Source organism: Fusibacter sp. JL298sf-3 (assembly GCF_053842995.1).
On the sequence record NZ_CM132608.1, the window covers coordinates 2072813 to 2089975 of the forward strand.

Consider the following 17163-nt stretch of genomic DNA (forward strand, 5'->3'; position numbering starts at 1 on the left):
ACCTCCCCTTAAGCTTTCGATTTCTTATACTTTTCAACGACTTCATCAATGGTGCCGCAATATAAGAACATTTGCTCAGGGATATCGTCGTGCTGACCATCTAGAATTTCTCTAAAGCCTCTAATGGTCTCTTTTACAGGGACATAAACCCCAGGGAATCCCGTAAACTGCTCGGCAACCGTAAACGGCTGCGACAAGAATCTTTGAACTTTTCTCGCTCTGTTAACGACGCGTTTGTCTTCATCAGAGAGCTCATCCATACCGAGGATGGCGATAATATCTTGAAGTTCATTGTAACGTTGAAGAATTTCCTGAACGTCGCGAGCCACGGTGTAGTGATCTGTCCCGACGATGTCAGGTGTCAATATTCTCGATGAAGAATCCAGCGGGTCAACCGCAGGGTAAATCCCGAGTTCTGAAATCTTTCTCGACAAAACCGTGGTCGCATCGAGATGGGTAAACGTCGTAGCAGGTGCAGGGTCCGTCAAGTCATCCGCAGGGACGTAGACAGCTTGAACCGACGTAATCGAGCCCTTAGTCGTCGACGTGATGCGCTCTTGAAGTGCCCCCATGTCCGTTGCAAGTGTCGGCTGATAACCAACGGCACTTGGCATACGACCGAGGAGAGCAGAAACCTCAGAACCCGCCTGTGTAAATCTAAAGATGTTGTCGATGAACAACAACACGTCCTTGCCCTCTTGGTCGCGGAAATACTCCGACATCGTAAGACCGGTTAAGGCAACGCGCATTCTGGCCCCAGGCGGTTCGTTCATCTGACCGAAGACGAGCGTCGTCTTGTCGAGAACGCCGGATTCCATCATCTCGTGGTAGAGGTCATTCCCTTCACGTGTTCTCTCACCGACGCCGGCGAATACGGAAAGACCGCCGTGGTTGGTGGCGATGTTGTTGATTAATTCCTGAATGATTACGGTTTTACCGACACCGGCACCGCCGAAAAGACCGATTTTACCGCCCTTTGCATACGGTCCGATTAAGTCGATGACCTTGATGCCCGTCTCGAGCATCTCGGCAGAAGTGCCCTGCTCGGCAAAAGCCGGTGCAGGTCTGTGAATCGGCCAAAACTCGGTATCTTTTGAGTCAATTTGACCTTTTTCATCTATCGTTTCTCCAAGTACGTTGATGAGTCTGCCAAGTGTCGGCTTGCCCACCGGTACTGAAATTGGTGCGCCTGTGGATACAGCATCAATCCCTCTTACAAGACCATCTGTCGAACTCATCGCAACCGCTCTTACGGTATTGTTACCGATGTGTTGCATAACTTCTGAGACGACGTGGATGCCATTGTAATCGATTGTGATTGCATCGTAAATATTAGGCATTTCTCCGTCCTTAAACCTAATATCGAGTACAGGTCCAATGATTTGAACGATTTTACCAATCGCCTGATCCATACTCTTCACTCCTTTATCTAATCTTATCGTAAAGTTACGTTTATTTTAGTGCCTCAGCACCGCCAACAATTTCTGAAATTTCCTGAGTAATTGCCGCCTGTCGCGCTTGGTTAAACGACAGAACGAGCTCGTCGATGATGTCTTCTGCATTGTCCGTTGCACTTTCCATTGCAACACGTCGCGCCGCCTGTTCTGAGGCAGACGATTCAATTAAGCCGCCGTAAAGGGTACTTTCAACGTATTTGGGGATGATAAAGTGCAACACGGCCTCCGGAGACGGCTCGTAATTGACAAATTCAAAGACGTCCTCTTCCTTCGGCGCTCTATCCACCCTTGCAACAGGGAGCAATTGGAGTTCTGTCGCCACTTGTGAAATCGTACTGGCAAAACGCGTGTAAACAAATTTTACCGAATCGATTTCACCTTTTTCGAACAGCCCCAACACAATTTTTCTTATATCAACGGCGTGAATGTACTCAGGCTTTTCCGAGATGTACAGAAACTGGTCGACGACATCGCAGCCCATGCGCGTCATAACATCGTACGCTTTTCTACCGATTACCAAAAACTTAGGGGCTTTATAGGCCGCCGCAGACTCCAGCGCCTTTTTAATGGCGTTGGCGTTGTAGCCGCCGCAAAGACCTCTATCCGAAGTGATGACCACATAGAGCGGCTTTTCGTATGTCGCGTCTTCCGATGCCACATAGCGGGTCTTAATGCTCTTGTCTGCCCCCATCACATCTTGGACAGCTTCTCTAACGGTTTCAAAATAAGGCTTCGTAATGTCCATGCGATCTCTCGCACGTTTGAGTTTTGCCGTTGAGACCAGTTCCATGGCTTTGGTAATCTGCATCGTGCTGTTGACACTTTTAATCTTTCGCTTGATCTCGCGCGTACCGCCTGCCATCTTTAAGCCTCCTTAGCGGAAGTTACTCAACAGTAAACGTCTTTTTAAACGTCTCGATACCGTTCTTGAGCTTTTCTTCCATTTCTTCTGACAATTGCCCTGTTTCGACAATCGACTTGCCGATTTCAGGGTGATTTACATCTAAATAAGCCAACAATTCTTTTTCAAACAAACTGATGTTTTTGACTTCTACATCTGCCATATAGCGATTGACAATGGCGTAGATGCCCATAACCTGATGTTCCACAGGCATTGGCTTATATTGAGGTTGCTTAAGGATTTGCATTAGGCGCTCGCCGTGTTCAAGCGTCGCTTTGGTATCTTTATCGAGCTCGGAACCGAACTGGGCAAATGCCGCGAGTTCTCTGTACTGAGCGAGCTCCAGTTTAATCTTGCTGGCAACTTTCTTCATCGCCTTAATTTGAGCGGCGCCCCCTACACGAGATACGGAAATCCCCGGGTTGACCGCAGGTCTTTGACCGGCGAAAAAGAGTTCGGACTCTAGGTAAATCTGACCGTCTGTAATTGAGATGACATTGGTCGGGATATACGCCGATACGTCACCTGCTTGCGTTTCGATAATCGGAAGTGCCGTAATAGAGCCGGCGCCCAGTTTGTCACTGAGTTTTGCCGCGCGTTCGAGTAATCTACTGTGCAAGTAGAAGACGTCGCCCGGGTAAGCCTCACGTCCTGGAGGTCTTCTAAGTAGTAAGGACATCGCACGGTAAGCCACCGCATGCTTGGAAAGGTCATCGTAGACGATGAGAACGTGCTTTCCGGAATACATAAGTTCTTCAGCCATTGTAACACCTGAATAAGGTGCGATGTACTGGAGTGGTGCAGGATCAGACGCCGTCGCCGCTACAACTGATGTGTAACTCATAGCGCCGTTGTCTTCCAGCTGCTTGACGATTTGTGCAACCGTCGATTTCTTTTGTCCGATGGCAACGTAAATACAGTAGACATCGGTGTTCTTTTGATTGATAATCGTGTCGATGGCAATTGCCGTCTTTCCCGTTTGGCGGTCGCCGATAATCAGCTCCCTTTGTCCTCTCCCGATTGGAATCATGGAGTCAACCGCCTTAATCCCCGTTTGCAGCGGTTCGTGAACCGATTTACGGTCGATGACACCAGAGGCCACGCGCTCAATAGGTCTGAACTTGTCAGAGGCAATTGGCCCTTTACCGTCGAGGGGTTGCCCCAGCGAGTTCACGACGCGGCCGAAGATGTTCTCCCCTACAGGTACCTCCACGACGCGCTCTGTACGCTTGACGAGGTCGCCCTCTTTGATGTTTTCGTCGGAACCAAATAGAACGACACCAACACTGTCTTCTTCAAGGTTGAGTACCATACCGTATACTTCACCTGGGAACTCTAAGAGCTCCCCGGCCATACATTTTTGTAAACCATGCACTCTCGCGATACCATCGCCGACTTGAATAACCGTACCAGTATCTTCTACTTGGAGCTTAGACTCGTATTTCTTAATCTGCGACTTGATCACAGAACTAATTTCTTCAGGTCTTAGATTCATGTCTAACACGCTCCCATATTAAATAATTATTTGAGTTAAACTTTCGAGCATTGTCTCCAATTTGTATTTGATTGAACCGTCGATAACGCGATCCCCTAAAGTGACCACGACACCGCCTATCAAATCCTTGTTGATGACATTTTCAAGTGTCACTTCCTTGCCGCTGATGCGCGCCAACTTTTCTGACAGCTGTCCCATCTGTTCTGCCGATAGCGGCAGCACGGATTCCACTGTGGCGTCGATGCGGTTGTGATAAGCGTTAACCCGTTCGTCGTACGCTTTTTTAATCTGCAGGAGATCCGCTTCTCTGCGCTTGTCCACGATGATTTTAAGGAAGTTCATAAACGCCTCTGAAAACGTCCCTGAGAAAGTCTCGCTCAAGATTTGCTTCTTTTCTGTCATGCTGATTTTAGGCGTTTTAATCAGTTCAAAAAAATCGGCATTGGCTTCAAATGTCTTAGCTAAAAAGTCAAATTCTTCCTTTATAGCGGCGAGTTGGTCTGACTCAAGGGCCACTTCAAAAAGTGCTTCAGAATAAGTTTTGCTCACTAGTTCTGCCATTGCGTCTCACCCACTTCGTTGATGAATTTATCGATCAAATCTTTGTGACTGCTCTCGTCGAGATCTTTGTCGATCACTTTAGACGCCGCCATAACAGACAGTTCAGAGATTTGGTCTTTAAGCTCATTCACCGCTTTGATACGTTCTGTTTCAAGTTCGCGATGGGCGTGTAGCTTCATACTTTCAACATCGCTTTCAGCCGCTTTGATAATTTCAAATGCTCTATTTTCACCACGTTGAATGTGCGTTTTGATTAGTTCTTTTCCCTCTTCTTCGGCTTTGGCGAGCCTTGCTTCGTACTCTGCCTTAAACGCTTGAGCCTCTTCTTCCAGCTTTTCAGCCGAACTGATCTGATCCTTAATCTCTTTTTCGCGGTTTTCCATAAATGCCGTCACCGGCTTAAATAGAAAATGCTTTAAGATTAAGAACAAAATCAGCGTATTGGCCAGCTGCATTAGAAAAGTCCAATCGAGTGTTACGAGACCGAAACGAATGGTCGCCGCCGTATCGATTAAGCTCATTCTAAGCCTCCTTTCAAATTAGTATTGTCTAATTATCAACTTAGGCTTAAGTCAATGGCTTAACGAATAATAAGATGAGCGCGATAACGAGCGCGTAGATACCTGTCGTCTCGGCAACAGCCGCACCTAAAAGCATCGTTCTGACGATGTCACCTTGTGCCTCAGGTTGTCTACCGACACCCTCGGCGCCTTTACCTGCTGCGTATCCCTGACCAATACCAGGTCCGATACCAGCGATCATAGCGAGTCCAGCACCAATAGCTGATGCAGCAAGAATTAACGATTCCCCAGTGATCATATTTTCCATAATGTTATCCTCCTAATGTTCACTTAAAAATTAATTTTAGACGCCCAGACTATCTGCCAAGCGGGTTAACAAACATTAAAATCAGTGCAATAACCAGTGCATAAATGCCGGTGGTCTGAGCAACAGCCTGACCGACCAACATCGTTCTAACGATTGATTGTTGAAGCTTAGGTCTCTTGCCTATCGCCTCCGTACCTTTACCTGCAGCATAACCTTGACCAATTCCCGGGCCAATCCCTGCAATCATTGCGAGTCCGGCTCCTATTGCCCCCGCCATTATAACAATGGTGGGCCCGCTTAAATTGAGAAATGGTCGACCAAAAATCGTAATCAGGGCAACTACAAGTGCTAAAATGCCGGACGTCTCTGCAACTGCAGCGCCCAACAACATGACCATTGTCGTCTCTCTTTGATGTTTCGGGTTCCGCGCCACTGCTTCAGCGCCTTTACCCGCGGCATAACCTTGACCGATGCCGGGGCCAATCCCCGCAATCATCGCAAACCCCGCACCAATTGCTGAAGCGGCTAAAACGAGGTCCTTTGCATCAAATGTCATGAGCCAATCGAAGAAACGTACAATAAAATTACTTGTATCCATTAACTCACCCCTTTTTTAAACTTTCTATTCCATCGCACCTGCGATGAACACCATCGTGAGCATCGTAAAGATGAACGATTGTAACAGACCTGAAAACATGTCAAAGTATATGTGTAAAACAGAAGGAATACCTGCTTGTAAAATAGGAATGGTCATTCCTAGAAAAGCATTTGTGGCAGCGCCTAATGCACTATAAAGCAGTGACATAATAATCACACCCGCTACGATATTACCGAACAAACGGAAGCCGAGCGAAATTGGATTGGCCAGTTCGCCGATAATATTTAAGGGCAATAGAAATGGCATTGGTTCTAAAAAGCCTTTGGAGTAGCCGCCTAAACCCTTGGATTTAATCCCGAAGGTTTGCGTCAACACAAACGTCATAATGGAAAGACACATAGTGGTATTGAGATCTGCTGTCGGCGGTCTAAGCCCCAGCAATCCGATGATATTGGATATCCCAATAAACAGGATAATAGTCCCAATATACGGTGCCCAATAACTGTTGTGTGCACCCATGTTTTGCGACGTCAGGTTGTTGATGCTCTTTACCAGTGTTTCGACTACAAGCTGAAAGCCCTTGGCTTCCTTACGCAAGTTGCGCGTCGCCACAATGGAAAAGATCAAAAGCAGCCCCATGATCAGCCATGTAACGGTTACGGTTTCACTAATGGGGACATCCCCGATGTGAAACGCAACGCGCGGGCCAAACTCCATAGATCCCATTTTGGGTACTAGATGATCAACGCCCATCCGATTCATCCTCCTTTCTTCTTAAGATGTTTTTGAAGTATTGCTTGTCGTTAAAAAGATGTGTTGCATAAATAACCGGCTTTATAATAATGAGCCCCATAGCCGTCCCCAAGAGGTGGATATGTGGCGCACCGATTGACGCATAAAGTACGATGCCCATAATGGTAAAGCGCAGTAAATAGCGACTTGTCGCGTATTTCTGTGCTTTGTGCGGCGGCATCGTCACCGCTCGATTGAGAGTGATGCCGAGTTCTATAAAGAGAAGTGCGCTCACAATGGCGCCAAAGAATAGGCCCACTATCATGGGCTTCGGATTGTCTAATAGGATAAGGCATAGAACGGACAACAGCGCTGTGGCTATCAACATGCCTTTAAGTATTTTCTTTTGCGTTGTTCGAACTGTATTCATAAGGTACACACCTACACTTTATTACTTCAACTCAACGTCATAGACGTTATTCTTCCTCGTTATCTGCTTTGTCTTCTCTGATTTTTTTTTCGAACTCGCGGACATAGGTCTCGGGAGACTCTCGGTCTTCGTACTCTTTGGATTTTTGAAGGCCCAAGACATACAAGTTCCGAAAGGCCGCGCCAACGCCCAGAATTAGGGCAATTACCGTAGCAATCATACCGGTGCCGAGCTTCCTGTCGAGCCAAATCCCGATGAGCAAACTCCCTAAAATCGACACGAGCATCATGATGCCCACTTGAGATAGCAAAGCTAAATTTTGTAAAGAACTTTTCTTTTTACGCTTCATATTTGTACCCCTCATTCGCTTATTATATCATACTTTCTTTACTTTTAAACCGTTTCTTAAAAGCAAAAAAGGGTAAGCTATAAGCTATACCCTTCTAAAGTCCTAATTTAATTGCGTTGATAATTTGTTCACAGCTCGTCCCGTCTCCATAAGGGTTTACGGCTTCCGCCATCTGGCGATAAAACGCCTCGTCGGTCAACAGACGATGCGTGACGTCGTAAATCGTCGATTTTTCTACACCGGCAATAACCACCGTCCCCGCTTCAACAGCCTCAGGGCGCTCGGTTTCCGTTCTGAGAACCACCACCGGTTTACCCGATGCAGGTGCTTCTTCCTGAATACCGCCTGAATCCGTCATCACGAGGTATGACCTTGCGACGAGGTTGGTGAAATCCTTGTATCCCAGCGGCTCGATTAAATGCACGCGCTCCAAGTCGCCGAAGTGACGCTTGGCGAGATCGCGAATCACGGGATTGAGATGCATTGGAAACACGACTTCCACATCTTTATGTGTTTCGACGAGTTCAGCAACCGCCTCAAAAATCGCCGTCATCGGCGCCCCTTGATTTTCTCTTCTATGCGCCGTAAGCGGTATGACCTTCTTGCCCTTAAAATCAATTTGATTGAGCAGCGCTTCTTCAAAGACATAGTCTTCAGAAATAACAGAGAGTAGTGCATCGATAACCGTGTTCCCAGTCTTGTAGATGCAGTCGCGTGGTACCCCTTCGTTTAAGAGGTTCTCCACATTCCCTTCTGTCGCCGCAAAGTGCATACTCGCAAGTTTCGTCGCCAGTTGTCGGTTCACTTCCTCCGGAAATGGGCTGTAGATGTCGCCACTTCTCAGGCCCGCTTCGACGTGTCCTACAGGCACTTTGGCATAAAAAGCTGCCAACGCACCTGCAAAAGTCGTCGTCGTATCGCCGTGTACCAACACGAGATCCGGTTTTTCCTTTTCTATGACCGCTTTGACTTCCGTCAAAACACGTACCGTTATATCTGTAAGCGTCTGCCCATGTTTCATCAAAGCCAAATCGTAGTGTGGCTTTATCTGGAAGACTTCGAGCACTTGGTCGAGCATCTCGCGATGCTGTCCCGTTACGCAGACCACCGATGTCAACTCGGGGTCGCGCTCCAGTGCTATGACGAGAGGCGCCATTTTAATCGCCTCCGGTCGCGTTCCGAAAATCGACAGTACTTTTTTCATAATTTACTCCAATGTATCCTTCTTTTGAGTTAAGACAGCTCGATTAATCGGTATTAATACCACCACTGCCGCTAGTGCCAACAATATAGCCGCGGGAATCCAGTGCTTCTTCAAAAGTTCCACGGCACTGGCTCCTAAGAGTGCGCCGATGAGGTAAATGGATAAAACGGCCTTCTTTTGACCATAGCCTATAGAGAGGAAGCGATGGTGCAAGTGCCCCTTGTCTGCCTCCATAATAGGCTTGCCATTTAAAAGTCTTCTCAATATGGCAAATGCCGTATCGAAAATCGGCACGCCCAGCGCAAAAATCGGCACGATAACAGTCAACGCCGTCGCACCTTTCAGCGCCCCTTCAATAGAGACAGCGGCCAAGACCAATCCTAGAAACAGCGCCCCTGCGTCCCCCATGAAAATTTTAGCAGGGTTGAAGTTGTACGGCAAGAAACCAATGGAACTGCCTGCGAGAATAAGTGTAATCATCGCCGCGTCGTATCTGTGATTAATCAGCGCAATGTAGCTGAGCGTCACCGCTGCAATTGCAGAGATACCTGCTGCCAGGCCGTCTAAACCGTCTATTAAATTTACCGTGTTGGTCACGCCGACAATCCAAATAACGGATACCGGTATGGACAACGCCCCCAATATGATGTAACCCGAATCCCCAAAGAAGTTGGTAAAATACTTGATTTCATAACCTGAAAACACCAGCACCAACGCTGCTACAATTTGCATGAGCAGCTTGCTCTTGGCACCGAGTGGCTTCACGTCGTCGACCATCCCCGTGACGAGGACGATTAATCCCGCTGCCAAAAGCCCCAGCAGCTTGACCAATCCGATTTTAGAAAATAAGAACATGCTGATAAAAAAGCCGATGAACATTGCGAGACCGCCCCAAAGCGGTATCGGCTTCTTGTGTACGCGTCTTTCATCTTTTGGGACATCTATTGCACCAAATTTATGCGCCAACTTAATGACGAGCGGTGTTAATAGAAAGCTTATCAATCCAGCTATAATTGCAGGTATATACATAGAACACCTCTATCTATTTTGTACCGTAAAGTCTGTCCCCGGCATCTCCTAGTCCCGGAACGATATACGCGTGGTCGTTGAGTTTTTCATCGATGCCCGCAATGTAGATGTCTACATCGGGATGCGCTTTTTGTACAGCACCGATACCTTCTGGACAGCCAATTAAACAAACGAAACGAATATTGGAAGCCCCTTTGTCTTTAATAAACTGAATGGCCGCATTTGCCGAGCCTCCTGTGGCGAGCATTGGGTCTACGACAATCAGCTCTCTTTCACTGACATCTGTCGGCAGCTTACAGTAGTACTCTACCGGATCAAGTGTCTCAGGGTCTCTGTAAAGTCCCACGTGACCGACTTTTGCCGCAGGGAGAAGGTTGAGAAAACCGTCTACCATGCCGAGACCGGCTCTTAGAATCGGAACGATGCCCAATTTTCGACCGGCGAGCATTTTACACTTCGCCGTCATAATCGGCGTATCGATCTCCACTTCTTCCAGTGGTAAATCGCGCGTTACTTCGTAAGCGAGAAGCATTGATACTTCTTTTACGAGTTCTCTAAATTCTTTTGAACCGGTATTCTTGTCTCTGATTAAACTGAGTTTATGTTGAATCAACGGATGATCCATCTCATGTACTTTGCTCATTTGGGCCCCCTTATAAATTCTCTTGTTCAATAGCTCTGATTTTGTCAACGCGTCTTGCATGTCGGTCGCCTTCAAATTCTGAATCGAAGAATGCGTCGACGATTTTTAGTGCCAGTCCTTCACCTACGACGCGCTGCCCAAGTGCCACAATATTGGCATCGTTGTGCTTGCGCGCCATTTCGGCGCTGAACGTATCGCTTACAGGAGCCGCAATAATGCCTTTAACTTTGTTTGCCGCAATCGATATGCCCAATCCTGTACCACATACCAGTACGCCGAGTGTACAGTCGCCATCCACAATGGAATTTGCCACTTTTACAGCGTAGTCCGGGTAATCGCATGATGATTTATCAAATGGACCGAAGTCCACCACTTCATAGCCTCTCTGCTCAAGATGTGCTTTTACGGCCATTCTCAATTCATAGCCGCCGTGATCTGATCCTATCGCTACTTTCAAATTAACACCTCCGTCTTGTATAAAGCGCTTTTTTCCTTATACATTATAATGACTCAGGGGTTAAAAAGCAAATTAAATTTTGAAAACACGTCCCTCGCTGGCCTTGGACAACCGATTCATAATGGCACTTCCGATGCCCTCTTCGGACACCCCCCTTACATAGAGCTCGTCACAACCGTCCTCATCCGCTTCCCTGAGATGCTTAAAAAGGTGCTGCGCAAAAACCTCCGGCGCCTTTGCAGAACCTTCGTTGTAGAAGTGAACGCGCTCGCGCTCAGAATCGCCTAATGACCTTTCAAGAAGCTTCGACAAGAACGCCCAGTCCTGTTCAAAAGCCATGACGCCAACGGTATAGCCGGCGTTCACCGACTCGACCACACGGCGCTCAATTTCAGCAAGTACTTTTACCGTATCGCCTGTGAACACCGTTACCTGTGCCTCCGGTGCATAATGTCTGTACTTCATTCCCGGAGACTTGGCCACTGCCACTGAAGCGCTATTTGAGGCAATCGCCGGATCGACATCACAGCTGCCGACAACAGAGGCAATGTCCTTTTGTGTAACTTTTCCCGGCCTCAAAATCATCGGCGTTTCGCCTGTGACGTCTAAAACCGTGGACTCCAAACCATAGGAGACATCGCCCCCGTCGACGATACCGTCCACTCGCCCCATTAAGTCTTCAACTACATATTTGCCCACAGTGGGACTCGGCTTACCCGATAAATTCGCCGAAGGTGCGGCCACGGGGATTCCCGCCGTCTCAATAAGGGCTTTTGCAATGGGATGTGCCGGCATCCGAATGGCAACCGTGTCGAGTCCCCCAGTTACTTTAAGGGGTACATTTGACTTCTTTTTAAAGACCAGTGTCAAAGGCCCCGGCCAAAATGCTTCTATGAGTCGGTCTACATAAGGTTTCTTTTCAGCAATCAAGTCGTCGAGCATCGCCATCTCGACGATATGGACAATCAACGGGTTGTCGGAAGGTCTTCCCTTTGCCTCGTAAATAGCCGAAAGCGCCGTTTCATCCAACGCATACGCGCCGAGACCGTAGACAGTCTCAGTGGGAAAAGCCACCGTCTTCCCCGCTTTTAAAAGCTCAGCCGCTTCTGAAAGCTGCCCGCTGTCCAAAGCGGTTTTCATATCAAATACACGCGTTTGTTTCATTTTTCACCTCTACACTTCCAAAGTGTTTACCTTATAAAAAAAAGCAGTCGTAGAGACTGCTTACATGATTACGTGGTTTCTCTAAATGACCATTTTAGCACCGATGGTGTAATAAGCGTCGTCGCCAAGACCATCAGAATTGTGGCTGCCATATGTTTTTCATTTAAAATCGCCATTTGAAGACCTAAATTCGCAACGATGATTGCCACTTCAGCTCTCGGAACCATACCGATACCGATTTGAAGCGCTTCTCGGCTTTTGAAGCCCGTTAACTTTGCACCGAGGCCACAGCCCACCACTTTGCCCAGTGAACCGAGTACCAAGAGAATTGTACCGACACCAAGCGCTGTAGACGCTTCGAAAATGTCTATGTCCATGCCGATGCCCACGAAGAAAACCGGCGTAAAAAGAACCGATGCAATTTTGTTGATCTCATGTGAAACCTTGTGCTTATGCGATGTCATTGCAAAGATAACACCTGCAAAGTACGCGCCTGTTATCGCCGCTACACCGAACTCTTCCGACATAAACGCAAGCGAAAAACAAATGATAATCGCATACGTCACAATGGCTTCGTCAATGTCGGTATCCCCTTTGAACTTTTTAAAGAGTTTGATGAGCACGAAGCCCATGGCGTACAGTATCGCAAAAAAACCGATGATTTTTAAGAGGACAAACGCGATGGAACCCGATGCACCGGGTTTAACGGTACTCACGAGAAGTGTCAGCAAAATAATGCCGACGACGTCATCTATAATGGCAGCGCCGAGAATCATCAGGCCCTGCTTACTTCTCAAATGGTGTATTTCCCTCAGCGTTTGAACCGATATACTAACCGATGTCGCCGTCGATACAACCCCTAAGAACAGGGCTACAACAACGCTTTGATTGGGCACGAACAACATGAGCCCCCCAAAGACCAAAACCGCCGGAAAGACCACGCCCCCAAGCGCAATCATCGAGGATGAGCGTATAGACGCTATCAACTCCTTTACATCGGTTTCGAGTCCGGCCACAAACATAAGCAGCACCACACCGATTTGTCCGAACTCATGAATGATCTCTGTCTTTTCCATGAGCCCCATACCGAGTATGATGCCGACTATAATCTGCCCTAACACGACAGGTTGCTTTAGTTTTTTACTAATCATTCCGCCAAGGTGAGCCGCAAACAACACCATGGCAATTTCCAGTAAGAAAAATTCACTCGTCATAACTGCCCCCCCTATTTCTGCCAAAGCCACGGAAACAGTATACTCCTAAGCATCTTTTATTTCAAGTGTTTTCAGAATAAGTTTCTGAATTAAACTAATTTTAATATTCTTCTAATTGTTTTAAAGCTTCCGCCTGATAAAACGTCGTTAATTCATCAATGAGTTGAGTGATTTCACCGTCCATAAACTGGTCGAGCTTATAGAGTGTCACTGGAATACGGTGGTCGGTGATACGGCCTTGTGGGAAATTGTACGTTCTGATTTTAGCACTTCTGTCACCTGTGCCCACCTGAGAACGTCTTTGCTCGGCAATTTCTTCGTTTTGCTTGCTGAGTTCAATTTCGTAAAGACGCGCCTTGAGCACTTGCATCGCCTTTTCCTTGTTGCTCAGCTGCGATTTGCCGTCCTGACAGCTGACCACGAGTCCCGTCGGTAGATGGGTAATCCTAACTGCAGAGTCGGTGGTGTTAACACTCTGTCCGCCGTTACCCGATGAACGGAACACATCGACGCGCAAGTCGTTCTGCTTGATTTCCACTTCCACGTCATCGACTTCCGGAAGAACCGCCACTGTCGCTGTAGACGTGTGAATACGACCGCCGGATTCCGTCTGAGGAATTCTTTGTACGCGGTGGGTACCGCTTTCGTATTTCAATCTAGAATAGGCGCCTTCGCCTTTAATCATAACAGACGCTTCCTTAATGCCGCCCAAGCCGTTCTCATTGGTATTCATCAGTTCAACCTTCCAACGGTTGCGTTCTGCGAAGCGCGTGTACAATCTCAGGAGTTCTGCCGCAAAGAGACCGGCTTCGTCGCCACCTGCACCTGCACGCACTTCTAGGATAACGTTTCTCGAATCGTTGGGGTCTTTCGGTAAAAGCAATTTCTTAAGTTCAAGTTCGATGCCGTCGATAGAAGACTCCAAGTCGTGAAGTTCCATCTTTGCAAGCTCTCGCATTTCTTCGTCATCGCTCTCGCGAATCATTTCCTTCGCTTCATCGATACCCGTCTTCGTATTTTTGTAGAGCTTGTATTGCTCGACAATCGGCGTCATCTCCGAATGTTCTTTCATGTATTTTTGCCAGGTCTTCTGGTCGTTGATGACATTCGGATCCGAAAGCTTCAATCCGAGTTCTTCGTATTTTTCTTCTATAAAATCCAATCGATCAAACATAGTGTCCTCCATTAACCCTTTCTGCCCATAATAAATCTCTCAATCCCGTTCAAATCGGAAAACGTCGCCACATCGACATACGCGTTTTCACGCATCATCGCCGCAATTGCAGACGACTGATTATGCCCGGCTTCAAAGAGAAGAAAACCCCCGTCTTTTAAGTAACCTCGCGCCGCAGGTACAATGACCCTGTAGGCATCGAGGCCGTCTGCCCCGCCGTACAGCGCGAGATGCGGTTCGAAGCCGTCTACTTCGCGCTTTAAGTCGGCGGCATCGCCGACTTCAATATAAGGGGGGTTCGATACGACGATATCGTAACGCCTCTGCGGCACCGCGCTGAAGTAGTCGCTCAAAACAAACGACATTTTATCCGCGGCACCCAGTGTTTTGGCGTTGTGCTCAGCGACTTCAAGTGCCGCTGAACTCACATCTACCGCCGTGACGTGCTCGACGCCGGACGCCAGTGCAACGCTTACGCCAATGGCGCCGCTCCCCGCGCCCATATCCAGTGCCCTCACGTCGTTTCCAGTCATTTTGCTGTGCGCGATGTGCAGGACTTTTTCAACCAGTATTTCTGTCTCCGGTCTGGGAATCAACACCGCCGGTGTCACTTTAAAGTCGCGCCCATAGAAGCATTGATACCCTAATATATATTGTAGTGGCTCGTTTAAAAGTCGTCTTTGCAACAGCACTTCCACATCAGCGCGCCGGGCGCTCTCAATCGCAGTTTTTTGTCCCAGTACCCAACCGAGGGCGTCGAGGTTTAAAACGTGCATCAACAGCGCCCTTGCCTCCACTTCAGGACTTTCTGAAACAGCGCTTAAAGCCGCCGTCAACTCTTGCATCAACTCGTAACACTGCATACAGTCTGTTTCTCTTTTTCATCAAGGACTTCTAAAAAAGCCGCTATTGCCACCTCGAGCTGTGCGTCATCCGGTTCTTTAGTCGTCAGCTTTTGCATCATCAAGCCCGGTTTGCTCAGCCATTTCACCACAGCGTTGTCCGAACGCCCGGCCAGCTTAATCATCTCATAAGAAATACCGGCCACCAGCGGGAACAATAAAATCTTCATTCCGATTCGCATTAAAATGCTGTTCCAACTTAAAAAAGTGAATAAAATAATGCTGATAGCGAGGACAAAAAAGATGAAACTCGTTCCGCACCTCGGGTGTAGCGTTGTAAATTTCCTTGCGTTTTCAACGGTTACAGGCTGTCCACTCTCGTAGCAGTGGATGGTCTTGTGTTCTGCCCCATGGTATTGAAAAACCCGCTTGACGTCTTTCATTTGCCCGATAATGGCAATGTAAAGGAGAAAAACGCCAATTTTAACAACCCCTTCAACCGCACTTAAAAGCAAACGGCTGTCGGTGTAGTGTTTGAGAAACGACACGATGCCCGTCGGCAGAGCGCCAAAGAGCAACATGGCAAAGACAAAGGCAAAGACAATTGAAAAGCCCAGTAAGATGTCGTCAGCGCGTTTGCCGAAAACACGGTATAAAAATGCCTCAAACTTGCTTTTTTCAGCGCCTTCATCTTCCATATAAAATTCCGCAGAATACGTCAGGGCGCGAACCCCTACGATCATAGAACCTATCAGCGCAAAAATACCTCTGATAAAAGGCAGTTTGGAGAGTTTATTTTTCTCCAGTCTCAAAGGATTTTCTTCCTTAATTTCAATAACGCCGTCAGGCTTTCTAACGGCGATGGCTATTTTTTCTTTTCCGCGCATCATAACGCCTTCAATCAGCGCCTGACCGCCGATACTCGTCGGTTTGTATTCACTCATACGTCCACCTCTCAATGGCTTTGTGCAGCCTTCTTATATTCAAAATAACAGTTGGCACATAGTGATTCGTAGACGACTTCTCCGCCGTCAATCACGACTTGTTCACCCTCGAATACAAATTTCCCATTGATTTTTCTGCCGTTGAGTACCGCTTTTCGCCCACAGCGGCAAATGGTTTTAAGTTCTTCTAAACTGTGTGCCAATAGAAGCAGTCTTTCAGACCCTTCAAAGCCGCGCATGGCGAAATCGGTTCTCAAACCATAGCAAATCACCGGAATGTTCTTGATGACGGCAATTTCTAAAAATGCGTCGATGTGATCGGCTTTAAAGAACTGCACTTCATCCACCAATATGCAGTGAAGTGGTCCATTGTCGTCGACCCATCGTTCAATTTTCTTCATTATATTTTCCTCTGGTTTTACGACCATATCCACTGTTCTGTCAATCCCGAGACGCGAAACGACTTTATCGCCGCCCTTCGTGTCCGTATAGGGCTTCAAAACAATGGCGCGCATACCGCGTTCATGGTAATTGTGGACCACTTGCATCAAAGCCGTGGATTTACCGCAGTTCATAGCGCCATAACGAAAATAAAGTTTTGCCATCTTCCTCTCCCTCAAAAATAGTTAAAACGGTTCTCTCTATAGTATATCGAAATTTATTAGATATTTCACGAAAATCCTGTAACCTTTAAGAAAATGACACGCTTTTACATCTTTTTTTTCGCAAAATCTTTCATTTAATTTCGTCGTATTAAAAACAAAAAAGGTTAGGATTACCCCATCCTAACCTACGAATACAGAACTTATTTAAGATTGTATTTTTCCTTAAACTTCTCTGCTCTACCGCCTCTTTCAACGGATTTAGCCGTTCCAGTGAAGAACGGATGACATTCTGAACAGATTTCAATTCTGATTTCAGACTTTGTTGATCCGGTTTTGAACGTATTGCCACATGCGCAATGTACGTCTATATTCTCGTACTTTGGATGAATATCTTGTTTCATTGGGTTCACCTCACTTCTTTCTAATGTTTTATATTAACTTTTACAAAACACGTTAATCAAATTCAGCCTTATCATTATAACACGGCATTTTTGTTTTTTCAACTTTTTTTCTAAAATATTCTGTATTCAACATCG

21 protein-coding genes are annotated in these 17163 nt (G+C 47.1%); all 21 read right to left on the bottom strand.

Annotated features, from left to right (window positions below; genetic code table 11):
* Positions 1 to 8: 8 nt before the first annotated feature.
* The 21 genes from atpD to rpmE all read right to left on the bottom strand — a co-directional run bounded on the left by atpD (position 9) and on the right by rpmE (position 17028).
* A complete protein-coding gene (atpD, locus tag ACR6HW_RS09875; RefSeq protein ID WP_455727567.1) occupies positions 9 to 1412 on the bottom strand; it encodes a F0F1 ATP synthase subunit beta in 1404 nt (467 codons plus the stop codon).
* 40 nt (positions 1413 to 1452) lie between these two features.
* Positions 1453 to 2319, bottom strand: a complete 867-nt coding sequence (atpG, locus tag ACR6HW_RS09880) for an ATP synthase F1 subunit gamma (protein ID WP_455727568.1) — start codon at positions 2317 to 2319, stop codon at positions 1453 to 1455.
* A 22-nt stretch (positions 2320 to 2341) separates the two neighbouring features.
* On the bottom strand, positions 2342 to 3853 hold the full coding sequence (gene atpA / locus ACR6HW_RS09885; RefSeq protein ID WP_455727569.1) for a F0F1 ATP synthase subunit alpha: 1512 nt from the start codon (positions 3851 to 3853) through the stop codon (positions 2342 to 2344).
* Between the two features lie 18 nt (positions 3854 to 3871).
* Entirely contained in the window at positions 3872 to 4414 is a 543-nt protein-coding gene (locus ACR6HW_RS09890; protein WP_455727570.1) for a F0F1 ATP synthase subunit delta, read from the bottom strand.
* Entirely contained in the window at positions 4402 to 4935 is a 534-nt protein-coding gene (gene atpF / locus ACR6HW_RS09895) for a F0F1 ATP synthase subunit B (protein ID WP_455727571.1), read from the bottom strand. Before atpF ends, ACR6HW_RS09890 begins: the two co-directional genes overlap by 13 nt.
* 46 nt (positions 4936 to 4981) lie before the next feature.
* Positions 4982 to 5242 (bottom strand): ATP synthase F0 subunit C, encoded by a 261-nt coding sequence (gene atpE / locus ACR6HW_RS09900; protein ID WP_455727572.1) that lies wholly within the window; start codon positions 5240 to 5242, stop codon positions 4982 to 4984.
* A gap of 49 nt (positions 5243 to 5291) precedes the next feature.
* Positions 5292 to 5840 carry an ATP synthase F0 subunit C gene (gene atpE / locus ACR6HW_RS09905; protein ID WP_455727573.1) on the bottom strand — a complete coding sequence of 183 codons (549 nt, stop codon included), beginning with the start codon at positions 5838 to 5840 and terminating at the stop codon, positions 5292 to 5294.
* Positions 5841 to 5864: 24 nt separating this feature from the next.
* Positions 5865 to 6557, bottom strand: a complete 693-nt coding sequence (atpB, locus tag ACR6HW_RS09910; protein ID WP_455727574.1) for a F0F1 ATP synthase subunit A — start codon at positions 6555 to 6557, stop codon at positions 5865 to 5867.
* Positions 6558 to 6582: 25 nt separating this feature from the next.
* Positions 6583 to 7002, bottom strand: coding sequence for an ATP synthase subunit I (locus ACR6HW_RS09915; protein ID WP_455727575.1), 420 nt, complete (start codon positions 7000 to 7002; stop codon positions 6583 to 6585).
* 46 nt (positions 7003 to 7048) lie between these two features.
* Positions 7049 to 7351, bottom strand: a complete 303-nt coding sequence (locus tag ACR6HW_RS09920) for an AtpZ/AtpI family protein (RefSeq protein ID WP_455727576.1) — start codon at positions 7349 to 7351, stop codon at positions 7049 to 7051.
* Between the two features lie 94 nt (positions 7352 to 7445).
* Positions 7446 to 8555 (bottom strand): non-hydrolyzing UDP-N-acetylglucosamine 2-epimerase, encoded by a 1110-nt coding sequence (gene wecB, locus ACR6HW_RS09925; RefSeq protein WP_455727577.1) that lies wholly within the window; start codon positions 8553 to 8555, stop codon positions 7446 to 7448.
* A 3-nt stretch (positions 8556 to 8558) separates the two neighbouring features.
* Positions 8559 to 9584: an MraY family glycosyltransferase gene (locus ACR6HW_RS09930; protein ID WP_455727578.1), complete on the bottom strand. Its 1026-nt coding sequence runs from the start codon at positions 9582 to 9584 to the stop codon at positions 8559 to 8561.
* Between the two features lie 13 nt (positions 9585 to 9597).
* Positions 9598 to 10227: a uracil phosphoribosyltransferase gene (upp, locus tag ACR6HW_RS09935; protein WP_455727579.1), complete on the bottom strand. Its 630-nt coding sequence runs from the start codon at positions 10225 to 10227 to the stop codon at positions 9598 to 9600.
* A 10-nt stretch (positions 10228 to 10237) separates the two neighbouring features.
* Positions 10238 to 10684: a ribose 5-phosphate isomerase B gene (rpiB, locus tag ACR6HW_RS09940; RefSeq protein WP_455727580.1), complete on the bottom strand. Its 447-nt coding sequence runs from the start codon at positions 10682 to 10684 to the stop codon at positions 10238 to 10240.
* A gap of 72 nt (positions 10685 to 10756) precedes the next feature.
* On the bottom strand, positions 10757 to 11848 hold the full coding sequence (locus tag ACR6HW_RS09945) for an L-threonylcarbamoyladenylate synthase (RefSeq protein ID WP_455727581.1): 1092 nt from the start codon (positions 11846 to 11848) through the stop codon (positions 10757 to 10759).
* 68 nt (positions 11849 to 11916) lie between these two features.
* Complete coding sequence (locus ACR6HW_RS09950; RefSeq protein WP_455727582.1) at positions 11917 to 13062, bottom strand: cation:proton antiporter; 1146 nt, start codon at positions 13060 to 13062, stop codon at positions 11917 to 11919.
* Positions 13063 to 13162: 100 nt separating this feature from the next.
* Positions 13163 to 14236, bottom strand: a complete 1074-nt coding sequence (prfA, locus tag ACR6HW_RS09955; protein WP_455727583.1) for a peptide chain release factor 1 — start codon at positions 14234 to 14236, stop codon at positions 13163 to 13165.
* An 11-nt stretch (positions 14237 to 14247) separates the two neighbouring features.
* Entirely contained in the window at positions 14248 to 15099 is an 852-nt protein-coding gene (gene prmC / locus ACR6HW_RS09960; RefSeq protein ID WP_455727584.1) for a peptide chain release factor N(5)-glutamine methyltransferase, read from the bottom strand.
* A complete protein-coding gene (locus tag ACR6HW_RS09965) occupies positions 15081 to 16022 on the bottom strand; it encodes a DUF1385 domain-containing protein (protein WP_455727585.1) in 942 nt (313 codons plus the stop codon). The genes prmC and ACR6HW_RS09965 overlap by 19 nt, the downstream gene beginning before the upstream one ends.
* A gap of 11 nt (positions 16023 to 16033) precedes the next feature.
* A complete protein-coding gene (locus tag ACR6HW_RS09970) occupies positions 16034 to 16627 on the bottom strand; it encodes a thymidine kinase (RefSeq protein WP_455727586.1) in 594 nt (197 codons plus the stop codon).
* Positions 16628 to 16827: 200 nt separating this feature from the next.
* Complete coding sequence (gene rpmE / locus ACR6HW_RS09975; protein ID WP_455727587.1) at positions 16828 to 17028, bottom strand: 50S ribosomal protein L31; 201 nt, start codon at positions 17026 to 17028, stop codon at positions 16828 to 16830.
* Between the last annotated feature and the right edge of the window lie 135 nt (positions 17029 to 17163).